At 67.2% G+C, this 19,824-nt stretch carries 19 protein-coding genes; 9 read left to right on the forward strand and 10 right to left on the reverse strand.

Translation table 11 applies throughout. The annotated features are described in order from the left end of the window. Nucleotide 1 precedes the first annotated feature (1 nt). On the reverse strand, nucleotides 2-844 hold the full coding sequence (gene hemF / locus ASG20_RS16775; RefSeq protein WP_056055492.1) for an oxygen-dependent coproporphyrinogen oxidase: 843 nt from the start codon (nucleotides 842-844) through the stop codon (nucleotides 2-4). A gap of 175 nt (nucleotides 845-1,019) precedes the next feature. Then, nucleotides 1,020-1,469, reverse strand: a complete 450-nt coding sequence (locus ASG20_RS16780) for a tRNA (cytidine(34)-2'-O)-methyltransferase (protein ID WP_056055495.1) — start codon at nucleotides 1,467-1,469, stop codon at nucleotides 1,020-1,022. 203 nt (nucleotides 1,470-1,672) lie between these two features. Between ASG20_RS16780 and petA the strand changes: the two genes are divergently transcribed. The 5 genes from petA (at nucleotide 1,673) to ASG20_RS16805 (ending at nucleotide 6,185) form a co-directional block, all read left to right on the forward strand. After that, nucleotides 1,673-2,239 carry a ubiquinol-cytochrome c reductase iron-sulfur subunit gene (gene petA, locus ASG20_RS16785; RefSeq protein ID WP_056056038.1) on the forward strand — a complete coding sequence of 189 codons (567 nt, stop codon included), beginning with the start codon at nucleotides 1,673-1,675 and terminating at the stop codon, nucleotides 2,237-2,239. A gap of 9 nt (nucleotides 2,240-2,248) precedes the next feature. Next, nucleotides 2,249-3,559, forward strand: coding sequence for a cytochrome b (locus ASG20_RS16790; RefSeq protein ID WP_056055498.1), 1,311 nt, complete (start codon nucleotides 2,249-2,251; stop codon nucleotides 3,557-3,559). Nucleotides 3,560-3,580: 21 nt separating this feature from the next. Beyond that, the gene (locus tag ASG20_RS16795; RefSeq protein ID WP_056055500.1) at nucleotides 3,581-4,423 is read left to right on the forward strand and encodes a cytochrome c1; all 843 of its coding nucleotides are present in this window, start codon (nucleotides 3,581-3,583) and stop codon (nucleotides 4,421-4,423) included. A gap of 147 nt (nucleotides 4,424-4,570) precedes the next feature. Beyond that, nucleotides 4,571-5,119, forward strand: a complete 549-nt coding sequence (locus ASG20_RS16800; protein ID WP_056056041.1) for an adenine phosphoribosyltransferase — start codon at nucleotides 4,571-4,573, stop codon at nucleotides 5,117-5,119. Between the two features lie 346 nt (nucleotides 5,120-5,465). Further along, nucleotides 5,466-6,185 carry a hypothetical protein gene (locus ASG20_RS16805; RefSeq protein WP_056055504.1) on the forward strand — a complete coding sequence of 240 codons (720 nt, stop codon included), beginning with the start codon at nucleotides 5,466-5,468 and terminating at the stop codon, nucleotides 6,183-6,185. A 269-nt stretch (nucleotides 6,186-6,454) separates the two neighbouring features. Here the strand turns inward: ASG20_RS16805 and ASG20_RS16810 are convergent, their stop codons facing one another. From ASG20_RS16810 to ASG20_RS16825, 4 genes are all read right to left on the reverse strand, one after another. After that, nucleotides 6,455-6,916: a MaoC family dehydratase gene (locus ASG20_RS16810; RefSeq protein ID WP_056055507.1), complete on the reverse strand. Its 462-nt coding sequence runs from the start codon at nucleotides 6,914-6,916 to the stop codon at nucleotides 6,455-6,457. An 11-nt stretch (nucleotides 6,917-6,927) separates the two neighbouring features. Beyond that, complete coding sequence (locus ASG20_RS16815) at nucleotides 6,928-8,238, reverse strand: alkaline phosphatase family protein (RefSeq protein WP_443025960.1); 1,311 nt, start codon at nucleotides 8,236-8,238, stop codon at nucleotides 6,928-6,930. Between the two features lie 158 nt (nucleotides 8,239-8,396). Next, on the reverse strand, nucleotides 8,397-10,028 hold the full coding sequence (locus ASG20_RS16820) for a hypothetical protein (RefSeq protein ID WP_056055513.1): 1,632 nt from the start codon (nucleotides 10,026-10,028) through the stop codon (nucleotides 8,397-8,399). Nucleotides 10,029-10,080: 52 nt separating this feature from the next. Beyond that, complete coding sequence (locus ASG20_RS16825) at nucleotides 10,081-10,401, reverse strand: hypothetical protein (protein WP_082471059.1); 321 nt, start codon at nucleotides 10,399-10,401, stop codon at nucleotides 10,081-10,083. Nucleotides 10,402-10,676: 275 nt separating this feature from the next. Here ASG20_RS16825 and uxaC point away from each other — a divergent pair, with 275 nt between their 5' ends. Genes uxaC through ASG20_RS16840 form a run of 3 tightly spaced genes read left to right on the forward strand, consistent with a single transcriptional unit; the run spans nucleotide 10,677 to nucleotide 14,553 of the window. Continuing rightward, nucleotides 10,677-12,089, forward strand: coding sequence for a glucuronate isomerase (gene uxaC / locus ASG20_RS16830; protein ID WP_056055520.1), 1,413 nt, complete (start codon nucleotides 10,677-10,679; stop codon nucleotides 12,087-12,089). Next, nucleotides 12,086-13,552 (forward strand): mannitol dehydrogenase family protein, encoded by a 1,467-nt coding sequence (locus ASG20_RS16835; RefSeq protein WP_082471031.1) that lies wholly within the window; start codon nucleotides 12,086-12,088, stop codon nucleotides 13,550-13,552. Before uxaC ends, ASG20_RS16835 begins: the two co-directional genes overlap by 4 nt. Beyond that, nucleotides 13,549-14,553: a sugar kinase gene (locus ASG20_RS16840; RefSeq protein ID WP_056055523.1), complete on the forward strand. Its 1,005-nt coding sequence runs from the start codon at nucleotides 13,549-13,551 to the stop codon at nucleotides 14,551-14,553. Before ASG20_RS16835 ends, ASG20_RS16840 begins: the two co-directional genes overlap by 4 nt. A gap of 2 nt (nucleotides 14,554-14,555) precedes the next feature. Here the strand turns inward: ASG20_RS16840 and ASG20_RS16845 are convergent, their stop codons facing one another. The 3 genes from ASG20_RS16845 to ASG20_RS16855 all read right to left on the reverse strand — a co-directional run bounded on the left by ASG20_RS16845 (nucleotide 14,556) and on the right by ASG20_RS16855 (nucleotide 17,512). Continuing rightward, nucleotides 14,556-15,485, reverse strand: coding sequence for a 2-hydroxyacid dehydrogenase (locus ASG20_RS16845; RefSeq protein ID WP_236698791.1), 930 nt, complete (start codon nucleotides 15,483-15,485; stop codon nucleotides 14,556-14,558). 90 nt (nucleotides 15,486-15,575) lie between these two features. Further along, the gene (locus ASG20_RS16850; RefSeq protein WP_056055529.1) at nucleotides 15,576-15,797 is read right to left on the reverse strand and encodes a hypothetical protein; all 222 of its coding nucleotides are present in this window, start codon (nucleotides 15,795-15,797) and stop codon (nucleotides 15,576-15,578) included. A 71-nt stretch (nucleotides 15,798-15,868) separates the two neighbouring features. Then, complete coding sequence (locus tag ASG20_RS16855; protein WP_201780741.1) at nucleotides 15,869-17,512, reverse strand: Na+/H+ antiporter; 1,644 nt, start codon at nucleotides 17,510-17,512, stop codon at nucleotides 15,869-15,871. A 178-nt stretch (nucleotides 17,513-17,690) separates the two neighbouring features. On the opposite strand from ASG20_RS16855, the gene ASG20_RS16860 reads away from it, so the two are divergent. Next, entirely contained in the window at nucleotides 17,691-18,740 is a 1,050-nt protein-coding gene (locus tag ASG20_RS16860; RefSeq protein ID WP_056055532.1) for a CaiB/BaiF CoA transferase family protein, read from the forward strand. Between the two features lie 13 nt (nucleotides 18,741-18,753). Here ASG20_RS16860 and ASG20_RS16865 read toward each other — a convergent pair whose 3' ends face one another. Beyond that, complete coding sequence (locus ASG20_RS16865; protein WP_236698792.1) at nucleotides 18,754-19,782, reverse strand: glycoside hydrolase family 5 protein; 1,029 nt, start codon at nucleotides 19,780-19,782, stop codon at nucleotides 18,754-18,756. Nucleotides 19,783-19,824: the final 42 nt, after the last annotated feature.

The raw sequence follows: 19,824 nt of genomic DNA on the forward strand, positions 1-19,824 counted from the left end.
GTTAGGACCAAGTCGCGCGTGGCGGCAGGCTCATCAGGATCGCGTCGATGTTGCCGCCGGTCTTCAGCCCGAACAAAGTCCCCCGGTCATAGACGAGATTGAACTCGGCATACCGCCCGCGCCATTCGAGCATCTGCGCCTCGTCGGCCGCATCGAACGGCGTATCCATCCGCCGCCGCACGATCCGCGGATAGGCGTCGAGGAACGCCTCGCCGACATCGCGCGTGAAGGCGAAATTGGTCTCGAAATCGCCATCGAGATGGTCGAAGAAAATTCCGCCTGCACCGCGGCTCACTTTCCGGTGCGGGATGTAGAAATAAGTCTCCGCCCAGTCCCTGAACCGCTCGTAATGCGCCGGATCGTGCGCGTCGCACGCCGCCTTCATCGTTGCGTGAAAGTCGGCCGTATCCTCCTCGATCGGCAAGGGCGGGTTGAGATCGCCGCCGCCGCCGAACCAACGCTTGGTGGTGTTGAGGAAGCGGCAGTTCATGTGCACCGCGGGCACATGCGGGTTGGTCATGTGCGCGACCAGACTGATGCCCGTCGCGAAGAACCGCGGATCGTCGCCGGCGCCGTGGATCGACTTGGCGAAGTCGCCCTCGAACGTGCCGCCGACGGTCGAGACGTTGACGCCGACCTTCTCGAACACCTTGCCCTTCATGACGCCGCGGACGCCGCCACCACCCGGTTCACCCGACGGATCGATCCGGTCCCAGGGCGCGTACTCGAAGCTCGCGTTGGAACCCGCCTCCCGCTCGATCGCGACGAACTCCGCACAGATGCGATCGCGCAGGGATTCGAACCAGGTTCGGGCGGCGGCTTGCTGGGGGTCGAGATCGGTCATGAGCGGGTCCCTACCAAATCCTCCCCGGAACGGGGAGGGGGACCGTTCGGCTACTTGGCCGAAGGGTGGAGGGGGAGTTCCGCGAGCGTTACGGTTGCGATGACGAAGCGGGACGCTCGCGGTGAACCCCCTCCACCATGCTTCGCACGGTCCCCCTCCCCGCGTGCGGGGAGGATTAGCTGGGCCAGCCGCCCGTCTGCCGCAACGCCTCGGCCGCGACGATCCCCGTCGCCACCGAAATGTTCATCGACCGCAGCCCCGGCCGCATCGGGATCAGCACGCGCACGTCGGCGCGCGCATGCACGTCCTCCGGCACCCCCGCCCCCTCGCTTCCCATCAGCAACACGTCGTCCTCGGAAAACTCGGCGACATCCAGCCGCACCGCGCCCTTCGTCGTCAGCAACACGATCCGCCCGCTCACTTGGCGCAGGAACGCATCCCAATCGACATGCCGCACCACGTCGACCGCGCCGACATAATCCATCCCCGAGCGCGCGACGGCCTTCTCGCTCCAGGTGAATCCCATCGGTTCGATCAGGTCGACGCCGATCCCCATGCACGCGGCGGTCCGCAGGATCGCGCCGACATTTCCGGCAATATCGGGCTGATAGAGAGCAATACGCATACCCGATCCTCTAGCGCCCCCAGGGTCCGGAGGTAACCCAAAGCAAAATGCAGTTGGCAAACCCGCGCCCCGCCGTCTATCAAAGCACAGCCTCCGTGGGGACGGTCGGACGGATTGGGGATATGGTTTCGCGAAACCGAAAGCCCAGCCCGTCACGAAAAAAATAACGTGCAAGGGCGAGATGAATGGCGACAGTCGACGACATGGTTCCCCCCGGCGAATCGCCAGAGCCGTTTCACGAAGAGGCCCATGATCCTCGCCGCCGTGATTTCATCAACATCGCCGCCGTGTCGTTCGCCGGCGTCGGCGCGATCGCGATCGTCCTGCCGCTCATCAACCAGATGAATCCCTCCGCCGACGTGCTCGCACAGTCGACCACCGAGATCGACCTGTCGAAGATCCTCCCCGGCCAGGCGATCAAGACGTCGTTCCGCAAACAGCCGTTGTTCGTGCGCAACCTGACGCCGAAGGAAATCTCGGAAGCCGACGCGGTCGACATCTCGACGCTGCGCGATCCGCAGACGCTGGAGCAGCGCACCAAGGCGGGCAAGAAGAACTGGCTGATCACGCTGGGCGTCTGCACGCACCTCGGCTGCGTCCCGCTCGGCGCGGGCGAGGGCGAAAACAAAGGGCCGTTCGGCGGCTATTTCTGCCCGTGCCACGGCTCGGCCTACGACACCGCCGCGCGCATCCGCAAAGGCCCTGCTCCGTCGAACCTCCACGTTCCGGACTATGCCTTCAACTCCGACACCGTCGTCACGGTAGGCTGAGGAACGACCATGAGCTTTCCCTGGGCCAAGCAATACGAACCGAAGCTGCCGCTGACGCGGTGGCTGGATGAGCGGCTTCCCGTTCCCCGGCTCGTCTACAATTCACTCGGCGGCGGCTATCCCGTCCCGCGCAACCTCAACTATTTCTGGAACTTCGGCGTTCTCGCCGGTGCCGCGCTGGCGATCCAGATCGTCACCGGCATCGTGCTGGCGATGCATTACGCCGCCAACGGCTTGGTCGCATTCGACTCGGTCGAGAGTATCATGCGCGATGTCAACGCAGGCTGGTTCCTCCGTTACGCGCACGCCAACGGCGCCTCGATGTTCTTCATCGTTGTCTACACGCACATCTTCCGCGGGCTCTATTACGGCTCGTACAAGGCACCACGCGAGATGGTGTGGCTGCTCGGCGTCGTCATCTTCCTGCTGATGATGGCGACCGCGTTCATGGGCTACGTGCTTCCCTGGGGCCAGATGAGCTTCTGGGGCGCACAGGTCATCACCGGGTTCTTCTCGGCGATCCCGCTGGTCGGCGACACCATCCGCATCTGGCTGCTCGGCGGATTCGCGCCGGACAACGCCGCGCTCAACCGCTTCTTCTCGCTGCATTACCTGCTTCCGTTCGTGATCGCGGGCGTCATCATCCTGCACATCTGGGCGCTGCACATCCCGGGCTCGAACAACCCGACCGGTGTCGACGTCAAGGGTGAGCAGGACACCGTCCCGTTCCACCCCTATTACACCGCGAAGGACGGCTTCGGGCTCGGCATCTTCATGCTGATCTTCGCCGGCCTGCTGTTCTTCTTCCCGAACTATCTCGGCCACCCGGATAACTACATCCCGGCGAACCCGCTCTCGACGCCCGCGCACATCGTCCCCGAATGGTATTTCTGGCCGTTCTACGCGATCCTGCGCGCCTTCACCGCGGACTTCATCCTGCCGGCCAAGCTCTGGGGCGTGCTGGCAATGTTCGGCTCGATCCTGCTGCTGTTCTTCCTGCCCTGGCTCGACAGCTCGCCGGTCCGTTCGATGAACTATCGGCCCAAGGCGCGGATCGCGTTCTGGGTGCTGGTCGCCGACATCCTGATCCTCGGCTATTGCGGCGGTGCACCGGCGACGGCGACCTATGTGATCCTGAGCCAGATCTGCGCGGCGTACTACTTCGCGCATTTCCTGATCATCCTGCCGCTGATCTCGCGCTCCGAGCGTCCGCGGCCGCTGCCCAACTCGATCACCGAGGCCGTCCTGGCCAATCACGGTGGCACGAGCCCGGCCCAGACCGCGCTGTCGACGGCTTCTGCGCCGCACACCGCGCACTGATACGAACTAGAGGACACACACATGGTTCGTCTCATCGCATCCCTGGTCGGCGCGGCCTTCGTGCTGGTGCTCGGCATCGCGCTGTTCGGCAGCGTCTACGGGGCCATCACCGACCCCGTCGCACCGACCGCCGAGAGCGAGTATCATCTCCATCCGAAGGAGCTGGACCTCGCCTCGAACGGCGTGTTCGGCAAGTTCGACCGTCGCCAGCTCCAGCGCGGTTTCCAGGTCTACAAGGAAGTCTGCGCCGCCTGCCACTCGCTGCGCCTGGTGGCGTTCCGCGACCTGCAGAAGATCGGCTATTCGGAGCCCGAGGTTAAGGCGATCGCCAACCAGTGGGTGATCGAGCAGCCGTCGATCAACCCGGAGACGGGCGAAGCGGCGACGCGGAAGAACATCCCTTCGGATCACTTCCCGCTGCCGTTCGCCAACGACGTCGCTGCCCGCGCCGCGAACAACAACGCGTTGCCGCCCGACCTGTCGCTGATGACCAAGGCGCGTCACGATGGCGGGGCGTACATCCACTCGCTGCTGACCGGCTATCAGCCGCAGTCGGCTAAGATGCTGAAGGAATTCCCGGACATCAAGACGCCAGAGGGTCTGCACTACAACCCGTATTTCGCGAACCTCAACATCGCGATGCCGCCACCGCTGACCTCCGATGGCCAGGTCGGCTACGCGGACGGCACGAAGGCGACCAAGGAGCAGATGTCGACCGACGTTGCGGCGTTCCTGACCTGGACTGCCGAGCCCAATCTCGAGGCGCGTCATGCCGCCGGGTTCGCGTCGATCATCTTCATCCTGATCTTCTGCGGCCTTGCCTGGGGCGCGTACCAGAACGTCTGGCGCGACGTTAAGCATTGATGACGGCCCGGCTCCCGCGGTAAGGGCGCACGGATACAGGGAGCGGCGGACGGGCGAACAGCCTGATCCGCCGCTTTCGTTTTGGCCGTCGCGCAGCACCGCGTCTCGGCACGTCTGCCGCCGCTGCGCGGAGAGAAGGGAACGCCCATGTCCGATACCGACGCGCGCAACGCCGACCTGAAGGCCCTGATCCGCACCATCCCGGACTTCCCCAAGCCAGGCATCCAGTTCCGCGACATCACGACTTTGCTGCTCGACCCGCAAGGTTGGGCGACCGCGATCGAGCGGATGGTCGCGGCGGTCTCCGGTCCCGTCGACCTGGTCGCCGGTATCGAAGCCCGCGGCTTCCTCTTCGCCGCCGCGCTCGCCGCACCGCTCAAGGCCGGCGTCCTGCTGATCCGCAAGGACGGCAAGCTCCCCGGCGCCACCATCGCCGAAGACTATGCTCTGGAGTACGGCACCGACCGCATCGCAATCCACGCCGACGCCTTCGCCCCCGGCGCTCGCGTCCTGCTGGTCGACGACCTGATCGCCACCGGCGGCACCGCCCGCGCGGCGGTCCGCCTGCTCCACAAGGCCGGCGCGGTCGTCACGCAAGCCCAGTTCCTGGTCGACCTCCCCGACCTGGGCGGCGCAGACGCGCTTCGCACCGATGGCATAGAAGCAACCGCCCTGATCCACTTCCCCGGCCACTGACCGCCTGCCGACACTCACTGCCTAATAGAGGTCACACGTACCCCAATACGGCACCACCCCGGCGTAGGCCGGGGCCCAATTGGGAAACGCTGCTAACGGATGACTGCGCGCCGTTACTTCTTTCATCGCTATTGGACCCCGGCCTTCGCCGGGGAGGTAGTAGGTTAGCGGTTTGCTTCACGGATTAATCCCCGCCGACTGCGAGGCCTGGTCGGATTGAACAGATCGCGCGCGCGCCAACCCCAAACCGCGTCAGACCCCATTCATGGAACTCGCGATACACCGACTCCGTTGTACGACGAATAGGGGCGCGTTGGGTCCGCTCTCCACGTACGGGAGACTCTCCATGTTCATGAAGCGCTTCGGCATCATCGGCCTAGCCTTGGGCCTCGGACTCGGCGTCGCGGGCTGTACCGACGGGTACGGCTATGGCGGCGCGGGCGTCGGTTACGCCAGCGATCCCTATTACGGCGGCGGCGGTTACGGCGACGGCTATTACGGCGCGGGCTATGGCGGACTCGGCGGCGGGTATGGCGGCTACGGCCTTGGCGGGCTGAACTCCTACTACGGCTGGAGCGGCGATTATTATTATCCCGGCTCGGGCGTCTACGTCTACGATCGCTATCGCCGCCCGCATCGCTGGAACGGCAACCAGCAGCGCTATTGGCAGGGTCGCCAGCAGTATCGCGGCAACGGCTTTGACGGGCGCGGCAACTGGGGTGGGTTCGCCAACCGCGGTGACCGCGGCAATCGTGGCCGAGACGGCGGCTGGCACGGTAACCGCCCGGGCAATCCCGGCACGCCCGGTCAGGGCCAGTTCGGCAACCGCGGTCCCGGCCGCGGCTGGGATCGTGGGCGTGGTCCCGATAGCGGCCAGTTCGGTCAACCCGGCCAGCCTGCGCAGCCCGGACAAGTCGCCAGCCCCCAGCAGCCACAAGCGCAAGGCGGCTTCCGCGGCAATCGCGGCGACGGTGCGTTCCGAGGCAATCGTGGCGGCGGAGGCCAGCGCTTTGGCGGCGGACGGCAGGGCGGCGGTAACCGCGGCGGCGGTCGTCCGTCGCGATAACTGGGAAACGTTGGGTTCACGCGAAGGCGCAATGGCGCGAAGAGAAGGGTTAGATTTCGCGCAGAGGCGCAGAGGCGCAGAGGGTTGTTTGGGGCTAGGGCGGCGAGCCTTCGCGGTGGCAGCGAAACTCACCCGAGGCTCTGCCATGCAAAAATCTCTCCGCGCCTCTGCGCCTCCGCGCGAACAAACCTTCTCTTCGCGACTTAGCGCCTTCGCGTGAATCAATACTCGATGACAGCCCGTCGCCCCTCAGGGCCAAAGCTCGCCAATCAATCGGCCCGCGCATCCGTGGGGCGCGTCGCAACGAGGCCGTTCGATACGAACGTCATCACCATCACGTCGTCCTGGTTGAACACCCGCATCCGGCTCTTGAAGATCCCCATCTCCGGCCGGCTCGCCGACACGCGCTTCTCGAGGATCTCGGTCTCGCAGCGCAGCGTGTCCCCCGGATACACCGGCTTCACCCACTTCAATTCGTCGATCCCCGGCGACCCGAGCCCCGCCTGCCGGTTCTCCTTCAGATGTGCGACCAGCATCGACATCACCATCGCGCACGTATGCCAGCCGCTCGCCGACAACCGCCCGAAATGCGTCTGCGCCGCCGCTTCGTCGGACAGGTGAAACGGCTGCGGATCGTATTTCGCGGCGAAGTCCATCACCTCCTCGCGCGTGACCGCGTAGGAGCCGAACGACGCGGTCCGACCGACCTCGATATCCTCGAAATACTGCATAGCCTATCCTCTTATCGTTGCAGCACCTTCTGGAAGGGTGCGTCGGTGCCGTCCAGCCCCGCTTCGGCCGGCAACCCGACCAAGTCGCGCAGCAAAGGCTCGATCGCCACGTTGTCGAAGCTCGCAATCGTCTTGCCGCGCGCAAACGCCGGCCCGTTGGCGATGAACAGCGCGCGCATCTCCGGCGCCATATTGTCATAGCCGTGCATTCCGCCCACCGAAGCCTTGGTCGGCGCGCTCGGATCGACCCGCCAGCCGACATCGGCAAGGCACAGATAGCTCGGCACCCGCGGATTGCGCCCATAATGGAACCGCGCCGGGATCTCCCCCTTGCGCCAGCATTGCAGATGATCGTGAGGCTTCAGCAACCGCGCCTCCAGCGCCGCCTCATGCCCCGGCACCGCGAACAGAGTCGCATACGGCCCCGTCTCGACGGTCCGATAATCCGCCTTGTCCGCGATCGCATCGAGCGCCACCACCCGCGTGCTGCTCGTCGCCGCCATGCCGTGATCGGCGACGATCACCAGGTTCGCCCGCTGCCCCAGCACGGCAAGCCCATCGACCAGCGCGCCAATGCTCGCATCGACATCCGCCACCGCCTGAGTCACCCCAGCGCTGTCCGGCCCACCCGCATGACCCGCACTGTCGACCGTATCGAAATACAGTGTCACGAGCTTCGGGCGTATGGCGGCCGGCCGCCGCATCCAGTCGAGCACCGCGTTGACGCGCTGCGTCCCCGACACCTGCTGGTTGAACTGCTGCCAGTCCTCCGGCCGCGTCCCCCCCTCGATCGCCCCGTGGCTGTCGGGCTTCACCTTGCCGCCGACCGCAACGTTCGCGCCCGGCCAGAACATCGTCGCCGTCCGAATGCCCGCCTTCTCCGCATCGACCCAGATCGGCGAGCTCTCGCTCCACCAGAACGGATCGTCGGTCGCCATCGTGAACGTCTCGCCCGGCCGCGCGGGATCCTCCATCCTGTTCCCGACGATCCCGCTGCGATCGGGCCGCAGCCCGGTCACCAAAGTCCAGTGATTGGGAAAGGTGATGCTCGGAAACGACGGCCGCATGCTCGCGAACACGCCGCCCGCGCGCAGCCGGTTGAGGTTCGGCGTCACCCCCCGATCGAGATAATCCGGCCGGAAGCCATCGATCGACACGAGGATCGTAACCGGCGCGCGAGCCTCTTCGGGCATCGCAGTTGCTGCCGTGGTGGTCGGAGCAGGCGCAGTGATCGGCGCGAGGGCAGGGGGCGTGTAGGGATACGCGCATCCAGTGAGCGTCAGCCCGAGTGCAGAACCGAGGAGAGCCAGCGCGTTCTTCATCATAACCGTTCGTCCCGAGCAGGTGGCGACTTCGCGCGATCCCTACTCGGCACGAACGGTGAGCGAAACCCATCCAGGGCTCCTCTCCCGCTTCCTTGTTCTCCCGCGAAGGCGGGAGCCCAGTCTGGGTCCCCGCCTTCGCGGGGAAACAAGCTTACCTACAACCCCGCCGCCAGCTTGCTGAACAAGGTCCAGCTCACCGGCGTCTTCCCATACGCCGCCTCCAGCGCCGCCGGCTTGGCATACGCCGCGACGGTCCCGCCAAGCGCCAACCCCAGTGGTCCGACGATCGGCAGCCGGTACGCGTATCCGACCTCCGCCTTCGTCACCCGGAACTTGGTATCGTGCAGCGAATCGTCCTCGTCCGGAAAAAGCTCGTCGTTCGCCACGTTCTCGACCCGACCGAACACCGCATGCCGCGCCGAAAGCTCATACGTCGCCTCCGCTAGGAACGCGCTGAGCTTCTCCCCCGGCACCCGGTCCTTGAGGCTGTACGCAAACATCGTCGCCAGCCCGCCCCGCGCATATTGCACGCTCGCGGTCGAGCGGTTCTCGTCCTCCCCCGGATGCTGCGCCTCGGGTTCCTTCAACCGCCCATGGCTAACCTGTACCGCCCAGAACGGCGACGGCGTCCACGTCCCCCGCACGCTCCACGAATCGAGCCGCGGCGTCTCGATATTCCAGCGATGCTCGTCCGGCTCGCGCCCCTTGAACGCCGACGCCTCCAGCTGGAACGCGGGGGTCGCATACCCCGCCGTCACCACGCCGTAGGTGATGTGAGTCGAATCGAACCAGTGATGCGTGATCGGCGACATCGGCTGATACCGCGCCGACCCGCGGTGCATGAACGCGCTCGGCCCCAGCGCCGGCTCGCCGACCGGCCCGCCATACAGGAACACCGTGTTGCCGTTCCCCAGCCGGTAATCGACCTTCGCGGCAAGCTCCATAAACAGGTCGTGCGGATGCTGCCGATCGACCAGCGGCCGGTCGTTCGCCAGTTCGCCGGTCGCAAACAAGTTCGTGTAGCCGCGCGCGCCCATCAGCGGCTCGAGGCTGTTCATCGTCCGCAGCTGGATATGGAACCGCTCGCCCAGATCGCGGTCCGCCATCAGCATCGCCATCGACTCGACGAACGCCTCGCTTTTCCCGCGCGGCCCCCCCTGGTCGGTCGCGACGCCCCACGCATAGCCATGCGCCATCAGCATCCACTCGCCCGCCTGGACCATATACCCGCGCATCGGCCCCTCGGCCGCCGGCAGCCGCGACGTCCCGCTACCCTGGCTGTAGAAGCCCGCCGACGTCCCCATCGCCATCCCCGACCCCGCCGGTATCTTCGACAACGCCGCATCCGACGCTGCTCGATAGGCCGGATCGGTGATCATCATGTGACCCATAGCGCCATGATCCATCGCGCCATGATCCATCGCGCCATGATCCATCGCGCCATGATCCATCTGGGCATGGTCCATGGCTGCATGATCCGTTGGAGCGTCAGGCATCGGCCCCTGATCCATCGGCATCATGGACATGGACGGCGTCGCGCCCGGTGCCGATGCGGCCTGTTGGTCGACCGCTCCAAGCTCTTCGAAGACGTGTCCGTGTGTTGCCGGCGTCGGCTTGGCAGCCCTGGGCTTAGTCATACGCTGGGTGGGCGTCGTCTTCTTGGTCTTATTGGGACGCACGCGCGCGTCCGGCATCGGCATGGTCATGCCTGCACCATGTTGCGCAGCCGCGGCATGGGGCAGGCACAGCGCCGCGGCACTCGCCGCGAGCAGCATCGATCGTGTCATCGTCTGAAATCCCGATAAAGCATGAAGGCCAGGGTGCGGTTGCACCCGACGATCATGCGGTTCGGGGTGGTGGCAGCGCTGGGGCGGCGGTCATGCCGATGTCGAATACCGCGGCTCGCTCGACCGGTATGGCGGCCGCGGCCGGCAGGGCGTGGTCGATCTGGGCTGCGGTCCAAGCCGAAGGTGGAATGCAGCCGATGCAGCCGTGCGGCGCGACCGCTTTGTGATCGGCCTCTTGGCCCATGCTCTCCGTCAGCGCGCCTGCCATCGCCGGCATCGCATGCGGAGTTGCCGTCGACCTGCCATGACACGCCGCGGGCGCTGCGGCGGGAAGCGCGAATGCGGCAAACAGAAGCACCAAGAAAAACCGCATCAGCATATGATCCGGGTAAGGACGCACCGCCGCGCGATCAACCCCGTTGCACGGTGGCGTGTCCGATCCGGCTGTGCTTGGCTTGCCACCGTTTTCAGCAAGCGCGACCGCATCGGTATCATGATCGTGTCATCCGAATGCCGTACGCACCTCCTGCCCTGCGCTGTCTTGCGTGCCTGCATTCATCCGAAATATCCGCTAATCGGCCGGATACACGGGCCCGCCGGACTGCGCGGACTTGAACGCGGTACAGCGTATGCGGCAGGAGTAATGGCATGACTCGTCCTCTCGAACTTCATCCCGACCGGCTGTTTCCCGCCGATCCTGCCACCCGCAACATCGCCCGCGCGCTGTACGCGGAGATCGCCGACCTGCCGATCGTCAGCCCGCATGGCCATACCGATCCGACGTGGTTCGCCGACAACCGCAACTGGACCGACGCGACCTCGCTACTGCTCGCGCCCGATCATTACCTGTTCCGGATGCTCTACAGCCAGGGCGTCGATCTCGATGCGCTGATGATCCCGCGCAAGGATGGCGCACCGACCGCCGATCCGCGATCGGCATGGCGGACGCTCGCCGCGCATTACCCGCTGTTTCGCGGTACGCCGTCGCGGATGTGGCTCGATCATGTGTTCGCCGAGGTGTTCGGGTTCGACGTCGCGTTCGAGCCGGCCACCGCGGACCTGTATTTCGACACGATCGGCGAGAAGCTCGCGACCGAGGCGTTCCGACCGCGCGCGCTGTTCGACCGCTTCCGGATCGATTTCCTCGCCACCACCGAAGGCGCGCACGACAGCCTCGACGCGCACCACCGCATCCAGGCCAGCGACTGGAACGGCCGCGTCGTGACGACCTATCGGCCCGACGGCGTGATCGATGTCGAACACGAGCAATTCGCCGGCGCGCTGCGGCGGTTCGGCGAAATCACCGGCGAGGACGTGTATGACTGGCAGGGCTATCTCGCTGCGCACCGCAAGCGTCGCGCCGATTTCCGCGCGGCCGGCGCTACTGCGACCGATCACGGCCACCCGACCGCCGCGACCGCGAACCTGTCGATGCCCGAGTGCGAGGCCTTGTTCGCGCGCATAACCGGCAACGCCTGGACCGCAGCCGACGCCGAACTCTTCCGCGCGCAGATGCTGACCGAAATGGCCGGCATGAGCATCGACGACGGCATGGTCATGCAGATCCATCCCGGCTCGGTCCGCAACCACAATGCCGGGCTGTTCGCGAGCCACGGCCGCGACAAGGGGGCGGATATCCCCGGCCGCACCGATTACGTCCACGCGCTGAAACCGCTGCTCGACCGGTTCGGCACCTCGACCGCGCTGTCGATCATCCTCTTCACGCTCGACGAGAGCGTCTACGCGCGGGAGCTGGCGCCGCTCGCGGGTCATTATCCGTGCCTGAAGCTGGGGCCGAGCTGGTGGTTCCACGACAGTCCGGAGGGCATGCGACGGTTCCGCGAGATGACCACCGAGACCGCAGGCTTCTACAATACCGTCGGCTTCAACGACGATACGCGGGCGTTCCTGTCGATCCCGGCGCGGCACGATGTCGCGCGGCGGGTCGATTGCGGCTTCCTCGCGCGGCTGGTCGCGGAGCACCGGCTGGAGGATTGGGAGGCGGCCGAACTCGCGCACCAGTTGACGAGCGACCTCGTGCGCAAGGCGTACCGGCTGTGAGGCTGTCCCGCGCCACCCTGACCGCACTCGCCAAAAACGTCGCGCAGCCCGCGGCATCGGATGCGCCCGTGCGGCGGCCCGTGCGGCGGATCGTCCATCTCGGGATCGGCGCGTTCCACCGCGCGCACCAGGCGGTCTACACGCAGGATGCGATGACGCCCGACGATGGCTGGCGGATCACCGGCGTGTCGCTGCGCTCAGCCCAGGTCCGCGATACGCTCGCGCCGCAGGACGGTCTGTACACCGTGACCGAGCGATCGAACGGTGCGACCTCGACCCGGCTGATCACCGCGATCGACACGGTGCTGGTCGCCGCCGAGGACCCACGAGCGGTGATCGCCGCGCTGGCGGACCCAGACACGCATGTCGTCACGCTGACCGTGACCGAGAAGGGCTATTACCGGCATCCGGCAAGTGGCGCGCTGCTGACCGACGATCCCGCGATCGCCAACGATCTCGGCGGCGGCGTGCCACGGACGATCTTCGGCTATCTCGCGGCGGCACTCGAGCGGCGGCGCAGCACCGGGGCAGGGGGGCTGACGCTCGTCTCGTGCGACAATCTGTCCGGCAACGGCGCGCTGTTGATGAGCCTGCTAACCGCGTTCGTCGACCACCGCGATCCCGATCTGGGCGCGTGGGTCCGCGCGCATGTCGCCGCCCCCGATACGATGATCGACCGGATCGTGCCGGCGTCGACTCCAGCTGAGCGCGCGAGCGTGGCGAAGGCGATCGGCGTCGACGACGCCGCAGCGATCGTCACCGAGCCGTTCCGCCAATGGGTGATCGAGGACCGCTTCGCCGGCCCGCGCCCGGCCTGGGAGACCGCAGGCGCGCAGATCGTCGACGACGTCGCGCCGTTCGAACTCGCCAAGCTGCGGCTGTTGAACGCGAGCCATTCGACGCTCGCCTATGTCGGGCTCCAGCTCGGCCACGGCTTCGTCCACGAGGCGATCGCCGATCCGGTGCTGCGCGCGTTCGTCGTCGCGCAGATGCGGGAGGAGGCGGTGCCGAGCCTGACCGCCGCGGCGGGGCTCGACCCCGACGCGTATATCGACGCGATTCTTGATCGCTTCGCCAACGCCGACCTGCATCACCGGCTTGATCAGATCGCGATGGATGGATCGCAAAAGCTGCCGCAGCGCTGGATCGCGACCGTGACCGACCGGCTGGCACAAGGACTGGACAGCCCGCGGCACAGCCTGAGCCTCGCCGCATGGATCGCCTACACCGCCGACGCCCCAGGTATCTCGGACGATCCGCTGCGCGATCGCTTCGCCGCGATCTGGGCGGAGTCGGCAGGCGATCCGCGCCAGGTCGTCGCGCGCTTCGTCGCCGAGCTCGGCATATTCCCCGCACAGTTCGACGCCGCGATCGTCGATTCGCTCGCCCAGTCCGTTGCGACATGGCGTGCGGAAGGTCCACGGGCCGCGCTGCTAGCAGCGGTAGGGGAGTTCGACGCATGACCGGCACGGTGCTCTGTTTCGGCGAGATGCTGTTGCGTCTCGCCGCACCTGATCGCGGGCATCTGTTCCAGGAAGCGCGGCTCGACGCGCATTTCGGCGGTGCGGAGGCCAATGTCGCGGTCGCACTCGCGCGGCTCGGCGAATCCGCCGCGGTGATCACGACGCTGCCGCAAGGAACGCTTGGCGACGCCGCGCTCGAATCGGTCCGCGCCGCCGGTGTGGATGTCGCGCGCGTACAGCGCACCGACGGCCGGTTGGGGCTGTATTTCCTGTCGCCGCCGAGCGGTCCGCGCGGCGCGCACATCGTCTACGACCGCCTCGACAGCAGTTTCGCGGTGGCGCCGTCCGACGTCTATGACTGGCCCGCGCTACTCCAGGGCGTGGCCTGGCTGCACCTGTCGGGTATCATTCCCGCGATCGCCCCCGAGGCGGCACGGCTGTCGCTCGACGCGATCGCCGCGGCGAAGGCAGCGGGCGTACAAGTCTCGTTCGACGGCAATTTCCGTGCGAGCATGTGGGCGCGCTGGTGCGTCGATCCGCAGCAGATCCTGCTCGATCACGTCGCCGGCACGGACCTGTTGTTCGGCAGTCACCGCGATATCTCGCTGTTGCTCGGCGAGGACTTCGCCGGCGACACCCCCGACGCCCGGCGGCGCGCGTGCGAGGCAGCGTTCGCGCGGTTCCCGAGCCTGACCTGCATCGCCTCGACCGCGCGCCGGGTCATCGATGCCGACACGCACGAACTGTCCGCCCGCGTCGATCGTCGCGACGCCGCGTTCGAGACCGAGACGATCCTCGTGACCCAGATCGTTGACCGGATCGGCACCGGCGACGCGTTCGCCGCGGGCGTGCTGTCGCGGCTGGACGAGGGTTGCGAGGCTGCTGCCCACTGCGGTCTGGCGATGGCGGCTTTGAAGCACGCGACCGCCGGCGATCACAGCCGGACGACGCCCGCCGATCTCGCAGCGTTCACCGGAGCGCCCGCCGACGTTCGACGCTGACCTCAGCCCGGGTTCGGCGTTTCCGAAACCGGGGTGAGCGCCTTGCCGGTGTCGAACCAGGCGCGGATATTGTCGACGACGAGCTTCCCCATCCCCTCGCGCGTGTGCTGCGAGGCCGAACCGATATGCGGCAGCAACACCGTGTTGGGCAGTGCGCGCAGGCTGTCCGGCACGTTGGGCTCGTCGGCATAGACGTCGAGGCCGGCCGCCAGAATCGTCCCGTCCTGCAACGCCGCGATCAGCGCGTCCTGATCGACCACGCTGCCACGCGCGACGTTGATGAAGATACCGTCCGGGCCGAGCGCGGCGAGAACGGCGGCATCGACCAGATGCTGCGTCCCCTGACCGCCGGGCACGATCGCGATCAGCACGTCGCAGGCGGCGCCCAGCGCGACCGGCGTCGCGTGATACGCATAGCCGATGTCCGACTGCCGCGAGCGGCCGTGATAGGCGACCGCGACGCCGAACGCCTCGAGCCGCCGCGCCACCGCCTTGCCGATCGCGCCGAGCCCGAGGATGCCGATCCGCCGCCCGCGCAACGTCGGTGACAGCGGAAAGGGACCTTGCGCCCATGCACCGGTGCGGACGTGGCGATCGGCCTGTGGGATTCGGCGCAGCGTCGCGAGCAGGAGTCCGAGCGTCAGGTCGGCGACCTCCTCGTCGAGCACGCCGGGCGTGTTGGTAACGACGATCCCGCGCTCGGCGGCGGCGTTCGCATCGATGCCGTCATAGCCGACGCCGAAATTCGCGACGATCTCGAGCGCGGGGAGCTGGTCGAACCAGTCGCTGCCGATCCGCCCCGCCAGCGAACTCGCCGCGAGGCCGCGAATGCGGGGCGCGACGGTCGCCAGGAAGGCGTCGGGATCGGCATGGTCGCGCAACTGGTGGACGACGAATCGCTCGCTCAACGCGGCGGCGACGCTCGGAAGCATGGGCGCGGGTATCAGTATCTCTGGTCGGGTCATGCCGTGGCTTTAGGCGTTACCCGGCGCGCCGGCATCCCCTTTTGCAGCGCCAATCGTTCAGCCGGGGATGCCCCAATTGGCTTCCTCGTTGGCCGCCGCCGCGGTCTTGACGAGATGCTCGACATAGTTCTGGAAGATCGGGACGGTGAACGTCACCAGCGTCGGCTCGCCCTTGGGCTCCTTGAACGTCAGGATGACGAACCGCTGGCCGTCTTCGTCGAGCACGAGGCCCGCTTCCATCGCGCCGGGGCCGCTGGGGGTGATGACGGTCGCTGCCATGTGTCTCGCCTTTACGAAATGTCCGTGGTTATCGCCGAGCCCTTAGCGGTGCTTGCCGCCAAGCAGAAGGATCACACGCGGTAGCGCGCTTCGAGCAGATCCAGCTCGCGCATCATCTTCTGCGCGGTGGCGCTGCCGATCCGCCGGTCGCGGACCCGCTCGACGACCGAGGCGCGTTCGGCCTTGATCCCGGCCAGCCTGAACGTCCGCTCGAGCTGGTCCTGGAGCCGCGCCTCCGCGGACGCCTTGGCCGATCCGGTGCGGCTCTCGATCCGTTCGCGGTACAGGTCCATCACCCGGGTCCCCGCCGCGGAATAGAAGTCGGCGTTGCCGTCGCGCTCGGCCAGATCGTGTTGCGCAACCTCGATCGCGCCGATCGCCGCTTCGGCCGCCGCGACGCGGGCGGCATCCTCCTCGGCCTGCAACGAGGGTTCGGGTGGCATGGTCAGGCCGTTGAGCAGGATCGGCAAGGCGATGCTGGCGACCGCGAGCGATACGATGATCACCCCGGCGGCGAGGAAGATCGCGAGATCGCGCGCCGGGAACGCGGTGCCGTCGGTCATCGTGAGCGGGATGGTCAGGACACCCGCCAGCGTGATCGCGCCGCGCACGCCGGCCAGCGACATCGCCGCCACCAGCCGCAAGTCGGGGCTGTATTCGGGCTTCTCCGAGCCGCGATGACGCCGCCGCAGCAGCGTCAGTCGCAGCGAAACCCACACCCAGCCGAACCGCAGCGTCGCCAGCCCCGCGACGATCGCCAGCACATACAGGCCGAGCCACCACGTGCCGTGATGCCCGGTCAGCAGCACCGTCGCCTTGGCCCCGGCCAGGATCGCGGGAAGCTGTTCGCCGAGCAGCACGAAGATGATGCCGTTGAGTGCGAACTGGATCGTGTCCCACACCGAGTTCCGGCGCATCCGGGTGGCGGCCAGCGCCTGCCGCGAGATCTCCGCGAAGGTCATCGTCACGCCTGCCGACACCGCCGCGAGGATACCCGAGGCGTGCAGGTGCTCGGCCATCAGATAGGACCCGAACGGGATCAGCAGGCTGACCAGGATCTGCGACCCTGGCTCCTCGCCGAACCGTCGCGATACCCACGCCTTCGCGCGCGTCGCGGCGAGTGTGACGAGGACGCCGACCGCCAGGCCCACGCCCGCGACCCACGCGAAATTCGTCGCCGCCGCGGACGCGGAGAACGTACCCGTCAGCGCCGCGGCGATCGCGAAGCGCAGGCACACCAGCCCCGACGCATCGTTCAGCAGCGATTCGCCTTCGAGGATATGCATCATTCGCTTGGGGATCGGCACGCGCGCGGCGATCGCCGAGACCGCGATCGGATCGGTCGGGGACACCACCGCCGCCAGCGCGAACGCGACCGCCAGCGGCATCGCCGGGATCATCCAGTGGATGAAGAACCCCATCCCGACCACCGTCAGCAGGACGAGCCCGAGCGCGAGTTCGACGACCGTCGACAGATCCTTGAGCAGTTCGTCCTTGGGGATTCGCCAGCCATCGAGAAACAGCAGCGGCGGCAGGAACAGCAACAGGAACAGCTCGGGCTCGAGCTCTACGCGATACGAGGTCGACAGCCCGATGACCGCGCCGAGCAGGATCTGCACCAGCGGGGTCGGCACCGACACCGGCACCATGCGCGACACCGCGCCGCTCATCACCACGGCGAGCAACAGGAACAGGACGATCGATACGGCTTCCAAACGGCACTCCCAGCGTTGGCTCACACGTCAGTACCGGGCGCGGTCGGGGTAGAACAACCCCGCACGGACCGAAGCTGCCGGCCAACTGGGCAGGAACGCGTGGCCTTCGATGCGGCGTTAGGGCACAACTCCGCGATCCAGCACCCGCTGGCCGCACGCTTTGGGATCGGGACGACGCATGGGCGACAGCGAGGCAGGCGAAGGGTCGAGGAAGACGGGGCCGCTCGCCGGCGTCGTGGTCATCGAGTTCGATGCGATCGGGCCGGTACCCTTCGCCGCGATGATGCTCGGCGACATGGGCGCGGACATCGTCCGCATTGTCCGGCCGGGCCGCACGTACAGCGCCAGCGCAGATGGGCCGGCCTTGGGGCGGGGAAGGCGGACCGTCGAACTCGACCTCAAGACGCAGGTGGGGCGCGCCGATGCGCTGGCGCTCGTCGCGACCGCCGATGCGCTGCTGGAGGGGACGCGGCCGGGCGTGATGGAACGGCTCGGGCTTGGCCCCGCGGACTGCCATGCCGCCAATCCGACGCTGGTCTACGGCCGGATGACGGGCTGGGGGCAGACCGGACCGCTGGCGCAGGAGGCAGGGCACGACATCAATTATCTCGCGCTGACCGGCGCGCTGCACGCGATCGGCCCGGCGGAGCGTCCGATACCGCCGCTCAATCTAGTCGGCGATTATGGCGGCGGGGCGATGATGCTCGCGCTCGGCGTCGTCGCGGGCGTGCTGGCCGCGCGCGGCGGCGGGCCGGGCCGGGTGGTCGATGCGGCGATGACCGACGGCGCCGCGTTGCTGTCGAGCCTGTTCTACACGCTCGGCGCAGTGGGGCAGTGGGACGACCGGCGCGCGGCCAACCTGCTCGACGGCGGCGCGCCCTTCTACCGCTGTTACGCATGCGCGGACGGCAAGCATGTCGCGGTCGGCGCGATCGAGCCACAGTTCTTCGCCGCCTTGCTCGCCGGGCTGGACGTCGCGGACTGGCGCACGGTGCAGCACGATCGCGCCCGCTGGCCCGACATGACGGCGGCGTTCGAAGCCGCGTTCGCCACGCGTCCGCGCGATGCCTGGGCGGACCATTTCGCCGGCACCGATGCCTGCGTCACCCCCGTCCTCGATCTCGCCGAAGCACCACACCACCCGCACAACGTCGCGCGTGGGACCTTTGTCGATGGCTACCCGGCGCCGGCGCCCCGCTTTGCCGCCGCGGTCTCGAACCAGCGCTAGATCATCGGCCTGCTCACGGCGTGCCGACCAGCGCCTGTCGGATCGGCTCGACCCAGCGGTCGCGATCGATATCGTAGACGATGAAATCGCTGTCGAACTGCCAATAGGCCCAGGGGAAGCCGTGTGCTTCGGCGGCCTTGCGGACGATCGCGGCATAGCGCGCGCGATCGGCGATCGGCGTGCCGCTCTTGTCGTAGGCGCCGAACTCGCCGAGCAACACCGGCCGCGCGTGGGCCTTGCTCCACGCCGCGACGGTGTCGATGTCGGCGCGGATCCGGGTCTCGTCGGCGGGCGTCAGCGGAATGCCGTGCAGATCGCGATTGTCGGACCACGCGGCACCCTGGTGGGTAAACCGGAACGGCTCGTAATAATGGAACGTGACCAGGATATTGCGATCATCCGCTGGCAGCGTCAGCGTGTCGAGCTTGCCCAGATTGTTCCAGTTGGTCGGCCCGACCACGAGCGTACGATCCGGGTTGCTGGCGCGCACGACCGGGATGATCTGCGCGAGCAGCGCGTTCCAGCCGTCGGCATCGAGCTTGCCGTGCGGTTCGTTCAACAGTTCGAACAGCACGGTCCGCGGCGCGGTCCGATAGCGGTCGCCGATCTGCTGCCAGAACGCCTTGAGCTTCGGCGCGCAGGCATCGGGGTCGTCCGAGCACAGGTTGAAGTCGTGCTCGTCGATGATGACCGACAGCCCGGCATCGGTCGCCTGCTTCACCACGCGGTCGAGCGTCGCCAGCCAGCGCGGATCGAGCCTGTTGGCGGTGTCCATATGGCTGAAGGCTTGCAGGACCAGCCGGATGAAATCGAAGCCGCCTTTGCGGATGATCGCGAAATGACGCGGCTGAAAGCGTGCGCGCGACGGGTCCTTCCACAGGGGATCATAGCCGAGCACGTTGACCCCGCGGTGCAGCCGGGCTGCGGTCGCGAACGCGTCCCCGGCAGGGGCCGTGCGGGAAGCGGCCGATGCGCTGACCGTACACGCCATGCTCGCCAACAGCGCCGCTGCCATCGCAGCCAACGGTTTCCACCTGATCATCGCGCTCTCCCGATCCGCCTGCGACTCAGCGCGCCGACGTCG

Origin of the sequence: Sphingomonas sp. Leaf198 (assembly GCF_001424005.1) — a bacterium.
Taxonomy (GTDB): Bacteria; Pseudomonadota; Alphaproteobacteria; order Sphingomonadales; family Sphingomonadaceae; genus Sphingomonas.

What these genes read in the sequence shown, in the direction of transcription:
- hemF (WP_056055492.1), bottom strand. Translation starts at nt 844, where the DNA reads ATGACCGATCTCGACCCCCAGCAAGCCGCCGCCCGAACCTGGTTCGAA.
- ASG20_RS16780 (WP_056055495.1), bottom strand. Translation starts at nt 1,469, where the DNA reads ATGCGTATTGCTCTCTATCAGCCCGATATTGCCGGAAATGTCGGCGCG.
- petA (WP_056056038.1), top strand. Translation starts at nt 1,673, where the DNA reads ATGGTTCCCCCCGGCGAATCGCCAGAGCCGTTTCACGAAGAGGCCCAT.
- ASG20_RS16790 (WP_056055498.1), top strand. Translation starts at nt 2,249, where the DNA reads ATGAGCTTTCCCTGGGCCAAGCAATACGAACCGAAGCTGCCGCTGACG.
- ASG20_RS16795 (WP_056055500.1), top strand. Translation starts at nt 3,581, where the DNA reads ATGGTTCGTCTCATCGCATCCCTGGTCGGCGCGGCCTTCGTGCTGGTG.
- ASG20_RS16800 (WP_056056041.1), top strand. Translation starts at nt 4,571, where the DNA reads ATGTCCGATACCGACGCGCGCAACGCCGACCTGAAGGCCCTGATCCGC.
- ASG20_RS16805 (WP_056055504.1), top strand. Translation starts at nt 5,466, where the DNA reads ATGTTCATGAAGCGCTTCGGCATCATCGGCCTAGCCTTGGGCCTCGGA.
- ASG20_RS16810 (WP_056055507.1), bottom strand. Translation starts at nt 6,916, where the DNA reads ATGCAGTATTTCGAGGATATCGAGGTCGGTCGGACCGCGTCGTTCGGC.
- ASG20_RS16815 (WP_443025960.1), bottom strand. Translation starts at nt 8,238, where the DNA reads ATGAAGAACGCGCTGGCTCTCCTCGGTTCTGCACTCGGGCTGACGCTC.
- ASG20_RS16820 (WP_056055513.1), bottom strand. Translation starts at nt 10,028, where the DNA reads ATGACACGATCGATGCTGCTCGCGGCGAGTGCCGCGGCGCTGTGCCTG.
- ASG20_RS16825 (WP_082471059.1), bottom strand. Translation starts at nt 10,401, where the DNA reads ATGCGGTTTTTCTTGGTGCTTCTGTTTGCCGCATTCGCGCTTCCCGCC.
- uxaC (WP_056055520.1), top strand. Translation starts at nt 10,677, where the DNA reads ATGACTCGTCCTCTCGAACTTCATCCCGACCGGCTGTTTCCCGCCGAT.
- ASG20_RS16840 (WP_056055523.1), top strand. Translation starts at nt 13,549, where the DNA reads ATGACCGGCACGGTGCTCTGTTTCGGCGAGATGCTGTTGCGTCTCGCC.
- ASG20_RS16845 (WP_236698791.1), bottom strand. Translation starts at nt 15,485, where the DNA reads ATGCTTCCGAGCGTCGCCGCCGCGTTGAGCGAGCGATTCGTCGTCCAC.
- ASG20_RS16850 (WP_056055529.1), bottom strand. Translation starts at nt 15,797, where the DNA reads ATGGCAGCGACCGTCATCACCCCCAGCGGCCCCGGCGCGATGGAAGCG.
- ASG20_RS16860 (WP_056055532.1), top strand. Translation starts at nt 17,691, where the DNA reads ATGGGCGACAGCGAGGCAGGCGAAGGGTCGAGGAAGACGGGGCCGCTC.
- ASG20_RS16865 (WP_236698792.1), bottom strand. Translation starts at nt 19,782, where the DNA reads ATGATCAGGTGGAAACCGTTGGCTGCGATGGCAGCGGCGCTGTTGGCG.